Below are 18,319 nucleotides of genomic sequence, written 5' to 3'. Positions count from 1 at the left end.
GAGCGATCCACAATGGCTCAACCATCCGCACTGAATCTCGTTGACATTGACCTCGGCGTCACCGGCATGACCTGCACCTCCTGCTCCGCCCGCGTCGAGCGCAAACTCAACAAACTCGACGGCGTTGAAGCAACCGTCAACTACGCAACCGAATCCGCGCAGATCAGCTACGACCCAGCAAAAGTTGATACTGAAAAGCTGATTCAAACTGTCGAAGGTGCAGGTTATGGGGCTTTTACGATGGCTTTGGATTCGGGGGAGGATACGCAGGAAGATTCCGGCGGAGATGCAGGCCAATCCCGCATCGACACCGCCCGCGACCTCGAGGCCGCCGACCTTAAACACCGCGTGATCGTCTCAGGATTGTTGTCAGTCCCGATCGTGTTGCTCAGCATGATTCCGGCGCTGCAATTTAACAATTGGCAGTGGGCTGTACTTACTTTGGTCACCCCCGTTTTCTTCTGGGGAGGCGCACCATTCCACAAAGCAACGTGGACAAATCTCAAACACGGATCCTTCACCATGGACACCTTGGTTTCACTTGGAACCTCGGCTGCATATTTATGGTCACTGTGGGCGCTATTTTTAGGAAACGCAGGGCACCCGGGCATGAAAATGGAAATGCACCTGCTGCCGTCCAACTCCACGATGGATGAAATTTATCTCGAAACCGTCGCGGTCGTGATCACATTCCTACTGCTTGGACGCTGGTTTGAAACCAAAGCAAAAGGCCAATCCTCCGAAGCGTTGCGCAAACTTTTGGACATGGGAGCCAAGGATGCCGTGGTTCTCCGGGATAATGCGGAAGTTCGCGTTCCTGTGAGTCAGCTTAAATTAGGAGACGTTTTTATCACCCGCCCCGGCGAGAAAATCGCCACCGACGGCGAAGTCATTGAGGGCTCTTCTGCCGTCGACGAGTCCATGCTCACCGGCGAATCCATCCCCGTCGAAGTCACAAAAGGCTCCAAAGTTACCGGCGCAACGCTGAACACATCCGGCCGAATCATGGTGAAAGTAACCCGAATCGGCGCCGATACAACGCTTGCACAAATGGCTAAATTGGTCACGGATGCGCAATCGAAAAAAGCTCCTGTCCAGCGGTTAGTTGATCGAATCTCACAGGTATTCGTTCCCGTTGTCATCGTCGTTGCAGTACTAACTTTGATCGCGCATGTCGTGTTCACCGACGCCGGACTCGCCCCCGCATTCACTGCCGCGGTCGCCGTCCTCATCATCGCCTGCCCCTGCGCGCTCGGCCTCGCCACCCCAACCGCGCTACTAGTCGGAACCGGTCGTGGCGCACAACTAGGCCTGCTCATCAAAGGCCCCGAAATCTTAGAATCCACTAAGAAAGTGGACACGATCGTACTTGATAAAACCGGCACCGTCACCACCGGCGTCATGTCCGTCACCGACGTCACCGCCATCAACTACACCGAAACCGAAATCCTGAAATTCGCCGCCGCCGTCGAATCCGCCTCCGAACACCCCATCGCCCAAGCAATCGCCAATTCAACCGACCACGAAGCGGTCACAAACTTTAAAAATACCGCCGGGCAGGGCGTCACTGGCGTGGTCAGCGGACACGAGGTGCGCGTCGGCAAGCCTTCAAGCACGCTTATCGACGCCCTCCTCCACCCCTATCAACACGCCCAAGCAATCGGCGGCACCCCAGTGGTCGTCACGGTGGATGGCGTAGATTCCGGAATCATCACCGTCCGCGACACCGTCAAAGACACCTCCGCCGAAGCCATTCGTGGCCTGACAGGATTAGGCCTCACCCCAATCCTGCTCACCGGAGACAACGAAGGCGCAGCTAAAGCCGTGGCGGCAGAAGTGGGAATTGACACCGTCATCGCCAACGTCCTCCCCGATGAAAAAGTCCACAACATCGAAAAACTCCAAGCCGAGGGCAAAAACGTAGCGATGGTCGGCGACGGCGTCAACGATGCCGCAGCCCTAGCCCAAGCCGACCTTGGCCTAGCAATGGGAGCCGGCACCGACGTAGCCATCGAAGCCTCCGACATCACCCTAATGAACAACGACCTCCGCTCCGCCGTCGACGCCATCCGCCTCTCCCGCAAAACCCTTGGCACCATCAAAGGCAACCTCTTCTGGGCCTTCGCCTACAATGTTGCACTAATCCCAGTAGCTGCCGTAGGCCTCCTCAACCCCATGCTCGCCGGCATCGCCATGGCCTTCAGCTCAGTATTTGTCGTCACAAACTCCTTGCGACTGCGAGGATTCACAACTTCCTAGGAGCACAAAATGTCTCACGGCTACATCGATGAAAAGCAACGCTACCTGGCCCGACTCAAAAGAATCGAAGGCCAAACCCGAGGCATCCACCGCATGATCGACGAGGAACAATACTGCATCGACATCCTCACCCAAATCTCCGCAGTGAATTCTGCCCTAAAAAACGTCGCCTTCGGACTCCTCGATGACCACCTGGCACACTGTGTCAAAGAAGCAGCAGAACTCGGCGGCGAGGAACTAGACGCCAAACTCAAAGAAGTTTCCGACGCCATCGCCCGCTTCACAAAGGCCTAAACGGAAGTCGTGAGTTTCTAAGTTTCTCAGCCTCACGAACTAACATCTTTACCTTCTCTACCAAGTGCAACCACCTGGCGTGATCTTTAAGATCCCGCCAGGTCACTTCTATTAAGACCCATCCAACTGATCTCAAATCATTCTGGCGATCACTATCCTGAGCTCTCTTCTCTGCTGAATCAAAATGAACTGCGCCTAAATACTCCAGCCCTATCTGTAGTTCGGCGTTTCCAAGGTCAACAAATCGCATCTGCCCTCCCACTGAAACACCAATTTGCGGTTCAAACCCCACAATCCCTGCCTGCCGAATCCGTACCCTCATAATGGATTCTGGTCTGGACTCCGAAAAGTGGCTGACCCATTCCAGTGTGCCTTTGAATTCGTTCGATTCTTCCAAAATTGGATACAGCTTTGGGGTTTGCCTCACCAGATGGTCGAGTAACGCAATTTGTTGCTCAAATTCCAACTTGACCAGGACATCTTTAACAGCTTGGACGGCATCGACTGTCCTCCTTTCCTTAATCAAATACGCATCTGGAGTTTTCCGCCTTACAGTTTTCCCAATAACCGTTGCTACATTGCTGCTTTCTAGAGGAATCGAAATTTCAGGCACCCAACCTTCGTCTAAGAGTTTGAAACCCATCAAATGTAAGCTCGCAAATCCTCTAATAACTCCATTGGGAAATCGCTTCAATAAGGCATCTACCACGGCTATTGGGTCATCAACATAATTTTTATCAATGTAAATGGAACCCACAACTCTTGTATATTTCTTGTGAAACTGTCGCCTGGTCATTTCGTTGGATACTTCAGAATAAGTTACTGGCTTCATATTCTGGTTAGACTGCCTTTTCCCGCAAAAGGTTCCCTAGGTATCAAACATCATCCGTTCGTCCCTTAAAACGGCACACAGAGCCTCAAGTTTTTTGACTTCCCAGAGCAGGAATTGCGTGGCGCGTTAGGATTCACCATTTTCCGACGCACCCTCTAAAAAATGGTGAATCCTAACGTTTCTAGCCTCAAAAAACGTGCCAATTCACCATTTTCCCGTCCCCACCCCTGAAAAATGGTGAATCGGCACACCTCGGCACGCCTCAACTCCAATCCCCTGCCATTATCTTTACCGCACCAACATTCGCCCCAACTTTAATACAGCACCGTGAAAGTCACTGGCTTCATATTCTGGTTAGACTGCCTTTTCCCGCAAAAGGTTCCCTAGGTATCAAACATCGTGAGATCGCCCCTTAAAACGGCACACAGAGTCCCATCTTTTTCAGCACCCTGGAGCAAGAATTACGCGTCGCGTTAGGATTCACCATTTTCCGACCTCACTCTCTAAAAGATGGTAAATCCTCACGTTTCTAGCCCCAAAAAACGTGCCAATTCACCATTTTCCCATCCCCACCCCCGAAAAATGGTGAATCGGCACACCTCGGCACACCTCGGCACACCTCTACTCCAAACCACCCTCCAAAATCCCAGCCGCGTTAGAAGTTCCAATCCGAGTAGCCCCTGCCTCCACAAAAGCTACTGCATCTTCCCAAGTTTTCACCCCACCGGCAGCTTTAATCCCAATCCTTCCCTGGGCAGCTCCCGCCATAACCTTCACTGCCTCCACAGTCGCTCCCCCGGCGGGATGGAATCCCGTGGATGTTTTAGCAAAGTCCGCCCCCGCGGCAATAAGTGCGTTAACTGCCGTCACAATAGCCTCATCACTAACAACGGCTGTTTCCAAAATGAATTTCAACACCACTGGGTGCGGAACAGCTTCCCTAATGGCCACAATTTCTTGCAGTAACCGGTTGGCGTCTCCTTCTTTCACTGCTGCGATATCTAAAACAACATCTACTTCAGAGGCTCCGGATTGAACTGCAAGGCGAGCTTCGGCAGCTTTTACTAATGCGGGTGTTTTTCCGTGTGGGAATCCAGCAACGGTGGCTACTGTTATTCCGGCTTCTTGGGCTTTTGTTGTTTGGTTGACCATGCTGTTGGGTACGCAGATTGTGCCTACTCCCAGTTCGATGGCGGAGTCGATGAACTCTGCGAGCTGTGTATTGGTTACCTCTGGGCCGAGGAGGGTGTAGTCAAGGATTTTGGCCATCTCTGAACGGGAAATCGCGTGGGAATCTGCATGGGAATTTGTCATACCCATACCCTACTTAGACATTGTTTTTTTCCAAGGTAGAATTCGTGAAATGACTCCGAGTTCTCCTGAAGTTCGTAATCGTCCGAGCACAGCGCCTGAAGAGCGTCAGTTTGTGCTTACTTTTGGTTGTCCTGACTCCACTGGAATTGTGGCGAAGTTGTCGTCGTTCCTTGCGGAGCGTGGGGGTTGGATTACTGAGGCGGGGTATTTCACGGATCCTGATTCGAATTGGTTTTTCACTCGTCAGGCGATTCGCGCGGAGTCGATTGATGCTTCCATTGAGCAGTTGAGGGAGGAGTTCGCTCCGGTTGCGGAGGAGTTCGGTCCGAGGGCTAAGTGGAAGTTTACGGATACTGCGCAGGTGAAGAAGGCTGTGTTGTTGGTGTCTAAGGAGGGGCACTGCCTGCATGATCTTCTTGGTCGTGTGGCGGAGAATGATTATCCGATGGAAGTTGTTGCGGTTGTGGGTAACCATGAGAACTTGCGTTATATTGCGGAGAATCATAATGTTCCGTTTTTCCATGTGCCGTTTCCTAAGGATGCGGTTGGTAAGCGGAAGGCGTTTGATCAGGTCGCGGAGATTGTGAATGGTTATGAGCCGGATGCGATTGTGTTGGCTCGTTTTATGCAGATTTTGCCGCCGGATTTGTGTGAGATGTGGGCTGGTCGTGTGTTGAATATTCATCACAGTTTCTTGCCGTCGTTTATGGGTGCGCGTCCGTATCATCAGGCGTATAGCCGTGGTGTGAAGTTGATTGGTGCGACGTGTCATTATGCGACGCCGGATTTGGATGATGGTCCAATTATTGAGCAGGATGTTATTCGTGTGACGCATAAGGATACGCCGACGGAGATGCAGCGGCTGGGTCGTGATGCGGAGAAGCAGGTGTTGGCGCGTGGTTTGCGTTTCCACTTGGAGGATCGGGTGTTGGTTTACGGTAATCGCACGGTGGTTTTTGATTAAAGGCTTTTTGCTTTTCGACGCCTCCCTACACGAAACGCGACCTCCCTTTCGGGAGGTCGCGTTTCGTGTAGGGAGGTTTTTTAGTCTGTTGTGGTTTCGCGTAGTTTTTCGTGTTTCACAAACAGTAGGAGGAGCAGTGCGATGCCGATCAGTGGCATCATTACGTAGAACACTGGGATGAGTGCGTCGTTGTATGCTCCGGCAAAGGCGTCGTGAAGCGGGGTTGGTAGTTGGTTCACGATGGCCGGGGTGAGTTCGTTGGAGTCTAGTCCGCCCTGTGTTGCCATTGCGGCTTGTTCTTCTGCCGTTAGTTGTGCCATGGCTGCGGGCATTCTTTCGCCCATCAAGGTACCAAGGTTACCAACGAACATGCCACCTACCAGCGCGGATCCAAGTGAGGAACCAATCTGGCGGAAGAAGTTGTTTACTGCGGTTGCAGATCCAACAACTGCCGTGGGCAGGGTGTTTTGCACGATCAGAACCAGTACCTGCATGGCCAAACCAAGGCCGACACCAAGTACGAACAGGTAGATGCCGATCTGCCACAAGGTGGTGGAGACGTTCATTTGGGCGAAGAAGATCAATGCCACAAAAGTGACAACCATGCCGATTGGTGGGAAGAGCTTGTACCGTCCGGTCTTGGTGATGCGCATACCAGTCCAAATGGAGGTTCCCATCATGCCGACCATCATTGGGATCAGCATGTAGCCGGCTTCGGTAGCACTAATGCCGTGAACCATTTGGAGGTAGGTCGGAAGGTAGCCAATGATTCCGAACATTGCCACACCCAAGATAAGTCCTGCGATGGTGGTGACAGTGAAGTTGCGGTTTTTAAAGAACTCCATCGGTACCAGTGGATCTTTGGCACGAAGTTCGACAACAACAAGCAATGCTGCGGCAACGACGGTGGCAACAATCAGGCCGATGATGATCGGATCAGACCATTCGTATTGTGATCCGCCCCAGGTGGTGAACAGGATCAGGCAGGTGGCGGCAACGATCATGAAGAAGGTGCCCAGGTAGTCCCAGTGGAATTTCACGCTCTTCTTTGGAATGTCCAGGAAGTAGATGGCCACACCGATCGCAATAATGCCCAGTGGGATGTTCATCCAGAATGCCCAGCGCCAGCCTGGTCCTTCGGTGAACCAGCCACCGAGTAGTGGCCCAAGAACTGCAGACAGTCCGAACACGCCACCCATGACACCCATGTAGCGGCCACGTTCACGTGCTGGAACAACATCGGCGATGATCGCTTGGGACAAAATCATCAGTCCACCGCCACCGATACCTTGTACGGCGCGGCCGATAATCAGCCAGGTCATGTTGGCTGCAAGGCCACCGATGATCGAGCCGATCAGGAAGATAAACAGCGCTCCGATGAACAGGCCTTTACGTCCAACCAGGTCACCGAGTTTTCCGTAGATCGGCAGCATGATGGTTTCAGCCAGAAGGTAGGCGGTGATCACCCACATCATGTGGTCGACGCCGCCGAGTTCACCAACGATCGTTGGCAGCGCGGTACCGAAGATCATCTGGTCGAGTGACGCCATCATCATGGCGACCATCAGCGCGCTGAGGACCCACCAGACTTTCTTTTGCTGTTCAGGCGTCATTGATGAAGGAGTTTTTTCCTTCTTTCCGCGTCGTTTTCGCGGCTTCGTTTCCTCTACGGAAGTTGGATTGGTCATTATTCGTGTGTTTCCTTGAGGTGATCTTCACGGATGAAGAAGAGGAGGATTGCTGCAACTACGGCGATTGGGGTGAGTGCCAAGAAAATTGGCGTCAGTGCATCGTTGTAGGACAGTTGAATTGCTTCGCGGATTGCTTGTGGCAGTGATTCCACCAAGTGTGGGGTGAGGTTGGAGGCACCGGAGAAGTCGGACATTGCGGCTGTATATTGTGCGCCTTCTTCACCCATGGAAGCCACTGCTGCGGGGACGTTTTCGGTGAATCGGTCGGACAGGTTGGAGATAAACAGCCCACCGATGAGTGCGGAACCTACTGCTCCACCGATTTGGCGGAAGAAGTTATTGGAACCTGTTGCGGTGCCAACCATAGTGATTGGGAAGGAGTTCTGCACGATGAGAACCAGAATCTGCATTGCGCAACCGAGGCCGAATCCGAAGATGAAGAAGTACAGCCCAATGCGACCTAAGCTTGCCGAAGGGGTGAGCGTCGACAGCAGTACTAGGGCCAGGATCATGATGAGCATGCCTGCAAACGGGAACCACTTGTATTTGCCGGTCCGGGACACAATGTTGCCCACCACGGTGGAGGTTCCGATCAGGCCGATCATCATTGGGATCAGCATCAGGCCCGCCTGAGTTGGGTTCAGCCCATGCACCATCTGCAGGTAGGTAGGCATATAGGCGATGGTGCCCATCATGAACAGGCCTACGCCGATACCGGCGACGGCAGTGAGCACGAAATTGCGGTTGGAGAAAAGGCCCATGGGGACCAGTGGGTCAACAGCTCGCTTTTCGACGAGCACGAACACTATCGCAGCAATTATTGTGGTGACGATCAAACTGATAATTATTGGCGATCCCCACTCGTATTCATTGCCTCCCCATGTCACGGTGAGCACAAAAGCGGTGGTGGCGATAGCCATGAAGATGCTACCCAACCAGTCGATGGTGACTTTGCCACGCTCATGAACAGGAAGTTTCAGCAGCGCTGCAATAGCAATCAACGCAACGATACCGATTGGTACGTTCAGCCACAGACCCCAGCGCCAACCTGGGCCGTCGGTGAACCAACCACCGAGCAATGGTCCAAGGATGGAGGACAGTCCGAAGACAGAACCCATGATGCCCATGTACTTTGCACGTTCACGAGCTGTGGTGACATCAGCGGTGATGGCCTGGGACAGGATCATCAAACCGCCACCTGCAACACCTTGCAGTGCACGAGCCACAATCAAGGTAGTCATATTTTGTGCCAGCGCGCCGATAATGGAACCTACCACGAACAGCACGATGGCAAACATGAACAGATATTTGCGACCAAACTGGTCACCCAACTTGCCAAAGATCGGCAAGGAAATGGTCTGGCCCAACAGGAAGGCCGTAATCACCCAGGTCATGTGGTTAACGCCGCCGAGCTCACCAACAATCGTTGGCAGGGCGGAACCGAAAATGGTCTGACCCAAGGAGCTCAGAAGCATCGCCAGCATGAGGGCTGCGATGATTAAACCAACGCGACCTTTGGTTTTTTCCTCAACAGCTTCTACTGTTGCCGCTGCACCATAGGGGGCTGAGGTGTGGGCAGAAGGTGCTCCACTTTTTGAAATTGTTGTTACCGGACGTTCGTCGTCCGGTTTAAACTCTGATGTCATTCTGAAAATCCACCTCTAAGAAGAAAAGTATTTTTAATTGCTTTGCGGCAGCAAGCTTCAAAATCAGCTTGCGAGCCTTGTGGCATGTCATGCCATTCACGAGAACCTTGAAGCATGACCGAGATCAGCAGGCCAACGATGGCGATTGCTTCTCGATCTGCAGACTCATCTAGATGTTGGGAGCCTGGCCATTTTTCGAAGTACTCAACAATTAGGTGTTCTAGCCCTTCGCGTGCTTGGTGGAACCTGGCGAAATGTTGCACTGCCAGTTCTGGATGCTGCACCCGGATCTCTTTGCGGCGACGCATAATGTCACCTGCAACTCCAGACTTGGAATTGTCGTGGTTGCCAAAGAGGTTGATTACCAGGTCAAACACCGTATCGATAATATTTTCATGTCGCTTTGCCAGGAATGCTTCACGTTCTTCATCCGTTGGGAGCTTTGCTGTGTGCCCGATGGCCACAGACTCTTTGGACTCCACGTAGTTGAAGAATGTGCGCTTGGATATCCCTGCCTCTGCGCAGATGTCTTCGATTGTGACATTGTCGAAGCCACGCTCCAGAATGAGCCGGGTCGCGTTATCTTCTATCGCTTCCAGGGTCATTTGGCGCTTGATTTCTCTTAACGAGGGCTGCTCTTCAATATCCACTGAAGTAAACCTAGTGCAAACTTACACCGAGTGCAATATTGCACCGAGTGAAATTATGAGCGTTAGATGACATCAATGAGTTAGCTCACAAAGCACTTTTAGGCATGAAAAAATCCCCCACTTTAACAGTGAGGGAGAATTTATTTACCAGCCGCCGGCACCTTCAAGGATGCTCTTGATTTGCGGGCGAACATCAAACCAATAAAGGCCGATCATGATGATGGCAACCCATGGGAGGATCGGAATCGTTGGGCCTAGCACGGTGAGGACAAATCCGGATGCGATAAGGATTGCTACCCACACCATTTTCTTTTGGCGATCAGCAACCTCAAATGCATCTTCTCTGGTGGTGGCTGCCAAGAAAGCGCCAATGAAGCCGCAGATGCCGATGATGCCGAAAATTGCCCAAATGGTGTAGGTGGTCAATATGTTGAGCAGGGAGATGTCCATGGGGTGAAACCGACTTCCTTAATTCTGCGGAGGAATTACTTCTCCATCGATGATATCGTCATCGCCTGGTTCTGGGGAATCCTTCTTTGCTTTGCGCTTATCTAGGGTGTCATCAAATTTATCGCGGGAAGCTTCCACGGCGTCGCCGAAGGCGGATTTCACGTCGTCTTTATCGGAATCGCTGACGGCACCTTTTACTGTGTTGGCCACATCTTTGAGGATGGACCCGGCATCACGAGCGAATTCTTTACCTGCATCAACGTAGGATCCGGACTTTGCTTGGTCGACAGCTTCGGTGGCTTCGGTTTTAAGCTTGCTGAAGGTTTCCTTCTCGGAGAGTTCTTCACGGACCTTCTTGGCTACTCCACTGACGGCATCGCCGAGTTCGGAGGCTGCGTTGCTCCACTTGGACAGGATGGAATCGTCTTTTGCATCGGACATGATGGTTACTCCTAGTTAGGCTCCGAAGAGTATATGGGAAATAGTGTAAATGGCCAGTCCTGCTAATGCACCTACAATTGTGCCATTAAGGCGGATGTATTGGAGGTCTTTGCCCACCATGAGTTCGATTTTCTCCGAAGCTTCTTCTGCGTCCCAGCGTTCAATGGTTTCGGAGATGATGCCGGTGACTTCGGGGGCATAATTGTCGGCGAGGAAAGCGGCGGCGCCGGTAATCCGGGTATCGAGTGATTGCCGGAGGGAGTCGTCGACAAGCAATCTTTGACCCCAGCTGGTAGCTGCTTCGGCGATTTTGCGGCGCAGAATTGATGACTCGTCGGTGGCCGATTCGATGAGCGACTCGGAGGCGGATGCCCAGATGGTCGGCGCGGCTTGCGCGATGGCGCCGGAGCCCATGATGTCGCGTTTGATTTCCTCGACTTTGACGATCATGTCTGGGTCATGCTGCAGGTCTTGCGCCAATTTGTTGAGGAATCGGCGCAGCGATTTGCGGGCTTCGTGGTTGGGATCGGCAGCGACGGCTTCGGTGAATTTGATGACCTCATCATAGACTTTGCCACTGACCAGCTGCGCGGTGAACTTCGGCGCCCAAATCGGACGGCGTTCGTTGAGCAGGCGATCAATCAGAGGCTCGGAACCCAGCGCCTTTTTGTGCAGCCACTGCGCGAGTTCCTGGACAACCGGTTCGGCCTTGCCTTCTGCCAGCAGCTGCTCCAGCAAACGCCCAGCTGGCGGACCCCAGGTGGGTTCCGCAAGCTTATCGATCACCGCGGATTTGATCACCGCTTCAGCATCTGCCGGATCGATGGCGCGCACAATATTGGCGGTCAATTTGCCGACTTCGCGCGAAACTTTCTCACCATTTTCCGGCTGCGCAAGCCACTCCCCGGCGCGCTCTGGGATCTGCGCCTGCGATACTTTTTCCGTAATAAGCTGGGCGTTTAGGAAGTTATCCCCCACGAACCCGCTAAGTGCCTCACCTAGTTGGTCTTTTTTGCGCGGGATAATCGCGGTGTGCGGGATGGGCAGCCACAACGGATGGCGGAATAATGCAGTGACCGCGAACCAGTCCGCCAAACCACCGATCATTCCGGCCTCTGCCGCAGCACGCACAAAACCTACCCACGCTGCGGTTTCGCCCGGACGAGTCTCCACAAAACGGCACAGAAAATACACAGCGGCAGCAAAAATCAACAGGCCAGTGGCAATGGCCTTGTGCTTGCGTAACTCTTTACGCCGCTGCGCTTCCATTTCCGGCGAAGGACCCGGAACCGTCTGCTGAGCAACCTCATGTTTTCCCATGCGTCCTATTATGTACGCAGGGGTGGACACGGGGGCAGGAGACGGGGGAAGATCAGGGTATTTTAGGGGTTATGCCTGCACTTTCTCTAGAACGCGTCCGCGCCCTACGCCTCATTTCGCAGCTGCTTGCCCCGTCTGTGGCGTTGAATTTTAAGCCCGAGGGCAATGCCGTCGACGTGGCAAAACACATGCTCGCCAGCCAGGCCCAACAACGCGGTTCGGCACTCGTCGCGTTAGACACCCGCGCGGAAAACGCCGACGCCGCCACGGCATTAGAAAAATCACTGCTCATCCGCAGCTGGACACAACGCGGCACCCACCAAATTCTCGCCGCCGAAGATGTCCGCTGGATGACGCTGCTGTGTTCCCCACGCATCCTGGCCGCTTCAGCAAAGCGCCGATCCAGCCTTTCGCTTGATAGCGCCGCAGTCCACCGCGCCCGCACCGCCCTAGCAACTGCGGCTGAAAAATCCCCCGTATCGCGCACACAGGCCTATGAAATTTTCCGCTCCGTGGACGTTGACCCCGGTGAACACAGAGGCCAACATCTCCTTCGACATTTCGGTGGCGAGGGTGACATCGTGCAAGGCCCACCCATCGGTACGGAAGATTCCTTTGTGCTTCTCGATTCCATCTGCCCCCTTTCACTAGCCCTTAGCGGCGATGAAGCACTTACAGAAATGACCCGCCGCTACTTCCACTCCCGCGGCGCTGCCACTGTAAAAGATCTGGTGTGGTGGACCGGACTGACGGTACGTGATGTAAAGAAAGGTATCGCTGCGGTGGCTGCGGATGGGTTGATTCACTCAGTTGAAGGCCCGAACGGTGAAGAAATGTGGATGCCTACCTGGGCAGATGATGTCACAGACGCAGAGGTTGCAGATGCACTAGCGTTGGAACTAACCCTCCCCGCCTTCGACGAATACCTACTTTCCTACACCGACCGCAGCCACGTTATGGATCCAGAGCACCTTTTCAGCATCGGCCCCGGCAAAAACGGTGTGTTCAAACCATTCAAAGTGGTTCAGGGTGAGGCGCTGCCGGTTTAGTTCTTTAAAAGCTTCACTTGTATCACTCTGAGTGATACAAGTGAAGCAAATTGCTCTGCTCTCGATCAGAAATCTAAGACTTGAATTAGTGATTTCATGTCATCTTTCTGTTGACATCAAACGAATCAGCGTCAAATGGGAGCGTCATTGAAGTTACGTCAGCGGTTATTCCCGGAAATCAGCATTCAGGACTATTTGGTTCAGGGAAAGCGAACCATTCTGTCTACTATTTTTCCTTAACGGCAGTCAATTAACTACTTTCCCGCCGAGATTCCCGCCAATTACCAGGCAAGGAGAGGTACTCTGCGCCCAAAATCTAAACCACAAAAATAAAAAAAACCATGCCTGAAGTGGGAATATTCAGAGTAGATGAAACTGTTGTGGACAGACCGTTCTATTCATAGGCTGTTATCCGTGAATTCAACAGAAAGAATCATCTATGGCAGCAAATAGTAATCTCAAATCAAAGACCGATAGCATCGAGCTCCTTGTAACCGAATTGGTGACAGAGTTCCCTGAGCTTAAGATTGCACCACCTTCAGTAGACACCAGTGAATACAGCTATGACACTGGAACCACCCCAAAAATAAAGTCTCAGACATCCGGACCCGCTGTAGTGTGGCCAACCTCTGTACCACAGGTTCAAGAAATTATTAGGGCAGCTGCAAGATACGACGTCAAAATCATTCCCCGCGGTGAAGGAAGTGGCCTATCCGGTGGTGCGGCCGCAACGTCAGATCAACTTGTCCTCTCCACGCAACTCCTCAATAGCATCGTCGAGATTAACGTTGACGATGAACTAGCGGTAGTTGAAGCCGGAGTGATTAATTCCGAGCTCAACGAAAGGGTTCAACCACACGGTCTTTTTTATGCGCCAGATCCAGCAAGCTGGACGATTTCCAGCATCGGCGGAAATGTCGCTACAAATGCCGGAGGACTTCGCTGCGTGAAGTACGGCGTGACCAGAGAATCGGTCCTCAGCTTAGATCTCGTACTAGCTGATGGTGAGCTAATTACTGTCGGTCAGCGGACGCTTAAAGGAGTCACCGGTTTAGATTTACGTTCCCTAGTCATTGGCTCCGAAGGAATCCTTGGCATCGTTGTACGCGCCACTGTTCGCCTTCGCCCTATCCCTGCAGCGCGAAAGACGGTCTCAGTATGGTTCCCCGATACCCTTTCAGGGGCAGCTGGACTATCCGCAATCTCGCGAACTCCGGTTCGTCCTAGCATCATTGAGTTCATTGATGGGCCTACTCTTAGCAACATTGATGCTGCGAGTGGTACACAGTTGCGCGAACGTGGCGGTTCATTGATTCTTATTGAACTCGATGGCTACGGCCTGAATGAGCAGTTTCGGGATTTGAGTGATGCACTCAGCAAAGCCGGCGGATCTGTTGTTGAAGAAACAGCAATTGCAGGCGAGGCTCTTTGGGAACTACGTCGCTCTGGGCGCGGTGGCCCAGACCCACGTAAATGGTCACTAAGCAGTGACATTGCCGTGCCACGCTCAAAATTCAAAGAGATCTATGCGTATTTTCCAACTCTGGAACAGAAATACCGCGTCGAAGTTAGTGCTCTTGGCCATGCCGGTGACGGAAACCTCCATCCCTTGATTACCAAGGAAATTCCAGTGGGAGCCGACCCTTCAATCCCAGATCCTGCGCTAACTGCCGCCAACCTTGATCTGATCAAATTCGCTCTTTCCCTTGGAGGAACCGTCACTGCGGAACATGGGCTCGGTTCAGCCAAACGTCATCTTGCAGAACTGGAGTTGTCCTCTCGAAGCTTAGAAATCCAGCGTGCAATCAAACTCGCTTTTGATCCCCTATCCCGCCTCAATCCTGGCAAAGCCATTTAGTAGAAACGAACACCTAGAACACTAAAATGACGCACTCATATTCTCATCGAATTATCTCCCGCAGCTGGCTTCGAAAGACGGCGGCTCTTATAACCGCAGCTACGCTTGTGCTGGGCACAGCAGCATGTGGCACATCCGCCTCAGAGACTTCCGCAGCAAACGGAGAGCCACACAATGGTGGCGATCTTATTTTCCAGATTGACTCCCTGGGAGACAACTGGGTTCCTAACAGCAGTTCAATTTCTAGCTTTCAAGGCAATATTTGGGGCGAGATCACCGATAAGTTGGTGTATGTAGATGAAAAGGGTGAGATTTCGCCTTGGATCGCAGAAAGCTGGGAAGAGTCAGAAGATGCGACTACTTTTACTCTGCATCTGAAAGACGGCGTGACTTTTTCTGACGGCTCTGCTCTCGATGCCGAAGCAGTGGTAGCCAACATAGATATCTGGGCAAAGGGTGCCCCGGATGAAGGTATTTCTCGCATCGGACTTTTCCCATCATCAAACTATGTGAAATCAACCGCGATCGATTCAACTACCGTTGAGGTAGAGTTCTCTGCGCCCACCTTGGGGTTCATTCCAACTTTGGGTTACCACGGCTCAATTCTTATCTCCCCAGATTCATTGTCCAACTCTATAGAAGAGCAGGGCGATTTGAGTAACAATATTGGCTCCGGACCGTTTGTGGTGGAATCTTGGGCAAATGCTGATTTCGTGACTTTGAAGAAGCGGGAGGACTATAGCTGGGGGCCAGAAGCACGCGGTCACACAGGTCCTGCCTATCTAGATAGCATCACATATAAGCAAATCCCGGAAACCTCCTTGCGCGCTGGATCACTCCAGTCCAATCAAGCTGATGTTGTATATAACCTGACACCGCAGGAGCTCAGTGGTCTAAAAAATGCAGGTTACAACGTTGCTACTCCTAAGTATCTCGGTTTCGTGCAAGGGTATGCTCTCAATACTCAAGTTGCTCCTTTCGACGATGTCCGAGTACGTCAAGCATTCCAACGCGGAATTGACCGAGATCAGATCTTAGAAACTGTGTACACCGAAGACTGGTCATCAGCGCAGTCTTTCATTCAAAGCAACGTCCCTGAATCAACCGACAACACTGATGTGTTTTCTTACGACCCTGATCTCGCAAAATCATTACTGGATGAAGCAGGCTGGGTTGAAGGCACGAATGGTATTCGAGTCAAAGACGGCAAGACGCTTTCAGTAACGTTATTTCCGAATCCATATGTTTCAACTTCTCAAGCAGCCGATGAACTAGCTGCTCAGCAACTTGGTGATTTAGGTTTCGATGTAAACATTCAGGTCTACGATGTGCCCACCTACACCGAACGAGTAAATAGCAACAAAGAAGTTCAGGCTAAGCCAATTTCCCGTAGCTTCGTGGATGCGGGCACTGTTGCTGGAGTAATCGTTGGCGCAAAAGAGGGCGACGAAGACTGGTTTAAGGTGGGAACGACTGATGAAACTCTAAACAGGCTAGCCACAAATGTACTTGGGTCAGCGGATCGAGAGAACCGCGCTGAAGACCTCGACGAACTTCAAAAGTACATCCTTGAGCAAGGGCTATATATCCCACTTGTGGATATTGTCCAGCGAATCTACGTCACCTCTCCAGATCTTCACGATGTTACGTATAACGGCTTAGCTTATGCCAGCTTCGCCACTGCGTGGCTAGAGCGATAGAAGTTAGTGGAGCCATGAGAAATCAATACCTAAAATTCGCAGGACGAAGAATCGCACAAGCCATTCTTGTCGTGGTGTTGGCTTACATCGCCACGTTTCTTATCATCACTATTTTGCCCGGAGACCCTATAACAACCCGCTTACAAAGTCCGGAAAGCGGGCTGTCGGATCAAGAGATTGCTGTTCTAGTTTCCTACTACGGCTTGGATCAACCCATTGTCGTGCAATTGTGGGAGTCTTTCTCTCGCTTCATTGTCGGCGATTTTGGAATCTCTTTGTCCAGCTCGCTACCCGTGTCGGGGATAATCAAGGAAGCGATCCTGTCCACCCTGTCTTTGGCTGGAGTAGCTCTCGTAGTCGCGATAACTCTAGCCTTCTTGATCGCGATTGGCTCTCAGTTAGTTCCTAAGCGTTATGGCCAGGGACTAATCCGTGCTTTTCCTTCGCTCTTTCTTTCTGTGCCGAACTTTATTATCGGTTTGCTTCTGATCAACATCTTCGCCTTTAGTTTGGGTTGGTTCAGAATCATTAACCCAGAAACTCCATTTGCGACATTTTTAGCGGCCCTCGCACTTGGAATTCCGGTATCTGCTCAATTAGCAGAAGTTCTGATTACAAACTTGGACCAACAAGCGAACCAAGAATATGCATCTGTGGTGAAATCTCGAGGCGCGAACAAACTGAGTTTAGTTTTCCGACATCTGCTCAAGCCTGCTTCGTTACCAGCAATAACAGTGTTAGCACTCACTGTCGGAGAACTGCTTGGTGGCTCAGTAATTACAGAAATGGTTTTTGGACGCCAAGGAATTGGCGCAGTTATTGAACGCTCGGTCGCTAGCCAAGACTTCCCTGTACTTCAAGCTGTAGTTTCACTTTCTGCAGTTATCTTTGTGCTAGCCAATTTACTTGCAGATCTTATGTATCCACTACTCGACCCTCGCGTAAAGCTACGCCAGGAAACCAAGAAAAAACCTAAAATTACCGAACTCGAGGTGGCGGTCTCATGACGCTCGTTTCGTTTACCCAAGCGGATCTTAAATCGACTGGCGTTTCAAAGATTCGACAGATACCTCCAACGGTGACGATATCAATCATCGTCTTGAGCATTATCGGTCTTTGGTCGCTTGCCCCATCATTATTTACTTCATATTCCCCGGACTATGGCAGCCCCAGCGAGAGTTTGCAGGGGCCAAGCGCTCAGCACTGGTTTGGCACAGATCACATTGGGCGCGATATGTTCGCCCGTGTGGTCTATGGCGCTAGCTCTTCAGTAAGCAGTGCTTTAGTCGCAGTAATAATTGGCTTACTGGTTGGAAGTGCAATTGGTTTAGTAGCTGGCTTCTTTGGACAATGGGTAGACAGCGCCTTGTCTAGGCTAATTGACGTCCTTCTCGCTATTCCTAGTTTTTTGCTGGCTGTGGTCATTGTTAGCTCTCTTGGTTTTGAAACTATCAACGCTGCAATCGCTACTGGGGTGTCTGCTGTAGCAGTTTTTGCCAGGGTAATGCGAGCTGAAGTGATTTCCGCGCGACAATCAGTATTTGTTGAGGCTTCTCGGATTCTCGGCGGTACGCGGCTGCAGTCCATGATCTGGCATGTTGTTCCAAATGCATCGCGATCTGTGCTTTCACTTGCTGTGTTGCAATTTGGAATGTCCATTCTCATCATCGCGGGGCTAGCTTTCCTTGGCTACGGTGACCCACCTCCAGCATCAGACTGGGGTCTGTTGGTATCAGCAGGCAAAGAATACACAATTGCTCCCTGGCTGGTGTACTTTCCCGCCTTAATCATTATGGTCACTGTACTTTCCATTAACCGCATCAGTCGTTGGCTGCGTAACACAGCCTAATC

At 51.8% G+C, this 18,319-nt stretch carries 16 protein-coding genes; 8 read left to right on the top strand and 8 right to left on the bottom strand.

The genetic code is table 11. The features are described 5' to 3' along the window. Positions 1 to 12 precede the first annotated feature (12 nt). Together N24_RS02715 and N24_RS02710 are read left to right on the top strand one after the other, a co-directional pair. Positions 13 to 2,259, top strand: coding sequence for a heavy metal translocating P-type ATPase (locus tag N24_RS02715; protein WP_096454112.1), 2,247 nt, complete (start codon positions 13 to 15; stop codon positions 2,257 to 2,259). Between the two features lie 9 nt (positions 2,260 to 2,268). Beyond that, on the top strand, positions 2,269 to 2,553 hold the full coding sequence (locus N24_RS02710; RefSeq protein ID WP_096454110.1) for a metal-sensitive transcriptional regulator: 285 nt from the start codon (positions 2,269 to 2,271) through the stop codon (positions 2,551 to 2,553). Here the strand turns inward: N24_RS02710 and N24_RS02705 are convergent. Continuing rightward, positions 2,540 to 3,385 carry a hypothetical protein gene (locus N24_RS02705; protein ID WP_096454108.1) on the bottom strand — a complete coding sequence of 282 codons (846 nt, stop codon included), beginning with the start codon at positions 3,383 to 3,385 and terminating at the stop codon, positions 2,540 to 2,542. The genes N24_RS02710 and N24_RS02705 overlap by 14 nt on opposite strands. A gap of 621 nt (positions 3,386 to 4,006) precedes the next feature. Further along, the gene (gene deoC / locus N24_RS02700; RefSeq protein WP_096454106.1) at positions 4,007 to 4,699 is read right to left on the bottom strand and encodes a deoxyribose-phosphate aldolase; all 693 of its coding nucleotides are present in this window, start codon (positions 4,697 to 4,699) and stop codon (positions 4,007 to 4,009) included. A 49-nt stretch (positions 4,700 to 4,748) separates the two neighbouring features. Between deoC and purU the strand changes: the two genes are divergently transcribed. Further along, positions 4,749 to 5,663, top strand: coding sequence for a formyltetrahydrofolate deformylase (gene purU / locus N24_RS02695; RefSeq protein WP_096454104.1), 915 nt, complete (start codon positions 4,749 to 4,751; stop codon positions 5,661 to 5,663). A gap of 80 nt (positions 5,664 to 5,743) precedes the next feature. On the opposite strand, the gene N24_RS02690 is transcribed toward purU, so the two are convergent. The 6 genes from N24_RS02690 to N24_RS02665 all read right to left on the bottom strand — a co-directional run bounded on the left by N24_RS02690 (position 5,744) and on the right by N24_RS02665 (position 11,861). After that, entirely contained in the window at positions 5,744 to 7,276 is a 1,533-nt protein-coding gene (locus tag N24_RS02690; RefSeq protein WP_231911057.1) for an MDR family MFS transporter, read from the bottom strand. Positions 7,277 to 7,350: 74 nt separating this feature from the next. Beyond that, positions 7,351 to 9,000 carry a DHA2 family efflux MFS transporter permease subunit gene (locus N24_RS02685; RefSeq protein ID WP_096454100.1) on the bottom strand — a complete coding sequence of 550 codons (1,650 nt, stop codon included), beginning with the start codon at positions 8,998 to 9,000 and terminating at the stop codon, positions 7,351 to 7,353. Further along, entirely contained in the window at positions 8,997 to 9,650 is a 654-nt protein-coding gene (locus N24_RS02680) for a TetR/AcrR family transcriptional regulator (protein WP_167382002.1), read from the bottom strand. Before N24_RS02680 ends, N24_RS02685 begins: the two co-directional genes overlap by 4 nt. A 144-nt stretch (positions 9,651 to 9,794) precedes the next feature. Beyond that, positions 9,795 to 10,100 (bottom strand): DUF2516 family protein, encoded by a 306-nt coding sequence (locus N24_RS02675; RefSeq protein ID WP_096454098.1) that lies wholly within the window; start codon positions 10,098 to 10,100, stop codon positions 9,795 to 9,797. A gap of 18 nt (positions 10,101 to 10,118) precedes the next feature. Beyond that, positions 10,119 to 10,541 carry a CGLAU_01105 family protein gene (locus N24_RS02670; protein WP_096454096.1) on the bottom strand — a complete coding sequence of 141 codons (423 nt, stop codon included), beginning with the start codon at positions 10,539 to 10,541 and terminating at the stop codon, positions 10,119 to 10,121. Between the two features lie 15 nt (positions 10,542 to 10,556). After that, a complete protein-coding gene (locus N24_RS02665; RefSeq protein WP_167382001.1) occupies positions 10,557 to 11,861 on the bottom strand; it encodes a DUF445 domain-containing protein in 1,305 nt (434 codons plus the stop codon). A gap of 71 nt (positions 11,862 to 11,932) precedes the next feature. Between N24_RS02665 and N24_RS02660 the strand changes: the two genes are divergently transcribed. The 5 genes from N24_RS02660 to N24_RS02640 all read left to right on the top strand — a co-directional run bounded on the left by N24_RS02660 (position 11,933) and on the right by N24_RS02640 (position 18,317). After that, a complete protein-coding gene (locus N24_RS02660) occupies positions 11,933 to 12,910 on the top strand; it encodes a winged helix DNA-binding domain-containing protein (protein ID WP_096454094.1) in 978 nt (325 codons plus the stop codon). A gap of 439 nt (positions 12,911 to 13,349) precedes the next feature. Further along, a complete protein-coding gene (locus tag N24_RS02655) occupies positions 13,350 to 14,768 on the top strand; it encodes an FAD-binding oxidoreductase (protein ID WP_096454092.1) in 1,419 nt (472 codons plus the stop codon). 26 nt (positions 14,769 to 14,794) lie between these two features. Continuing rightward, positions 14,795 to 16,468 carry an ABC transporter substrate-binding protein gene (locus N24_RS02650; RefSeq protein ID WP_096454090.1) on the top strand — a complete coding sequence of 558 codons (1,674 nt, stop codon included), beginning with the start codon at positions 14,795 to 14,797 and terminating at the stop codon, positions 16,466 to 16,468. After that, positions 16,453 to 17,475, top strand: a complete 1,023-nt coding sequence (locus N24_RS02645; protein ID WP_197702370.1) for an ABC transporter permease — start codon at positions 16,453 to 16,455, stop codon at positions 17,473 to 17,475. Before N24_RS02650 ends, N24_RS02645 begins: the two co-directional genes overlap by 16 nt. After that, on the top strand, positions 17,472 to 18,317 hold the full coding sequence (locus N24_RS02640) for an ABC transporter permease (RefSeq protein WP_096454086.1): 846 nt from the start codon (positions 17,472 to 17,474) through the stop codon (positions 18,315 to 18,317). The genes N24_RS02645 and N24_RS02640 overlap by 4 nt, the downstream gene beginning before the upstream one ends. The last annotated feature ends 2 nt before the right edge of the window (positions 18,318 to 18,319 follow it).

The organism is Corynebacterium suranareeae, from assembly GCF_002355155.1.
Lineage (GTDB): Bacteria > Actinomycetota > Actinomycetes > Mycobacteriales > Mycobacteriaceae > Corynebacterium > Corynebacterium suranareeae.
The sequence above is the reverse complement of the archived record's forward strand: the minus strand, read 5'-3'. Positions and strand labels throughout refer to the sequence as shown.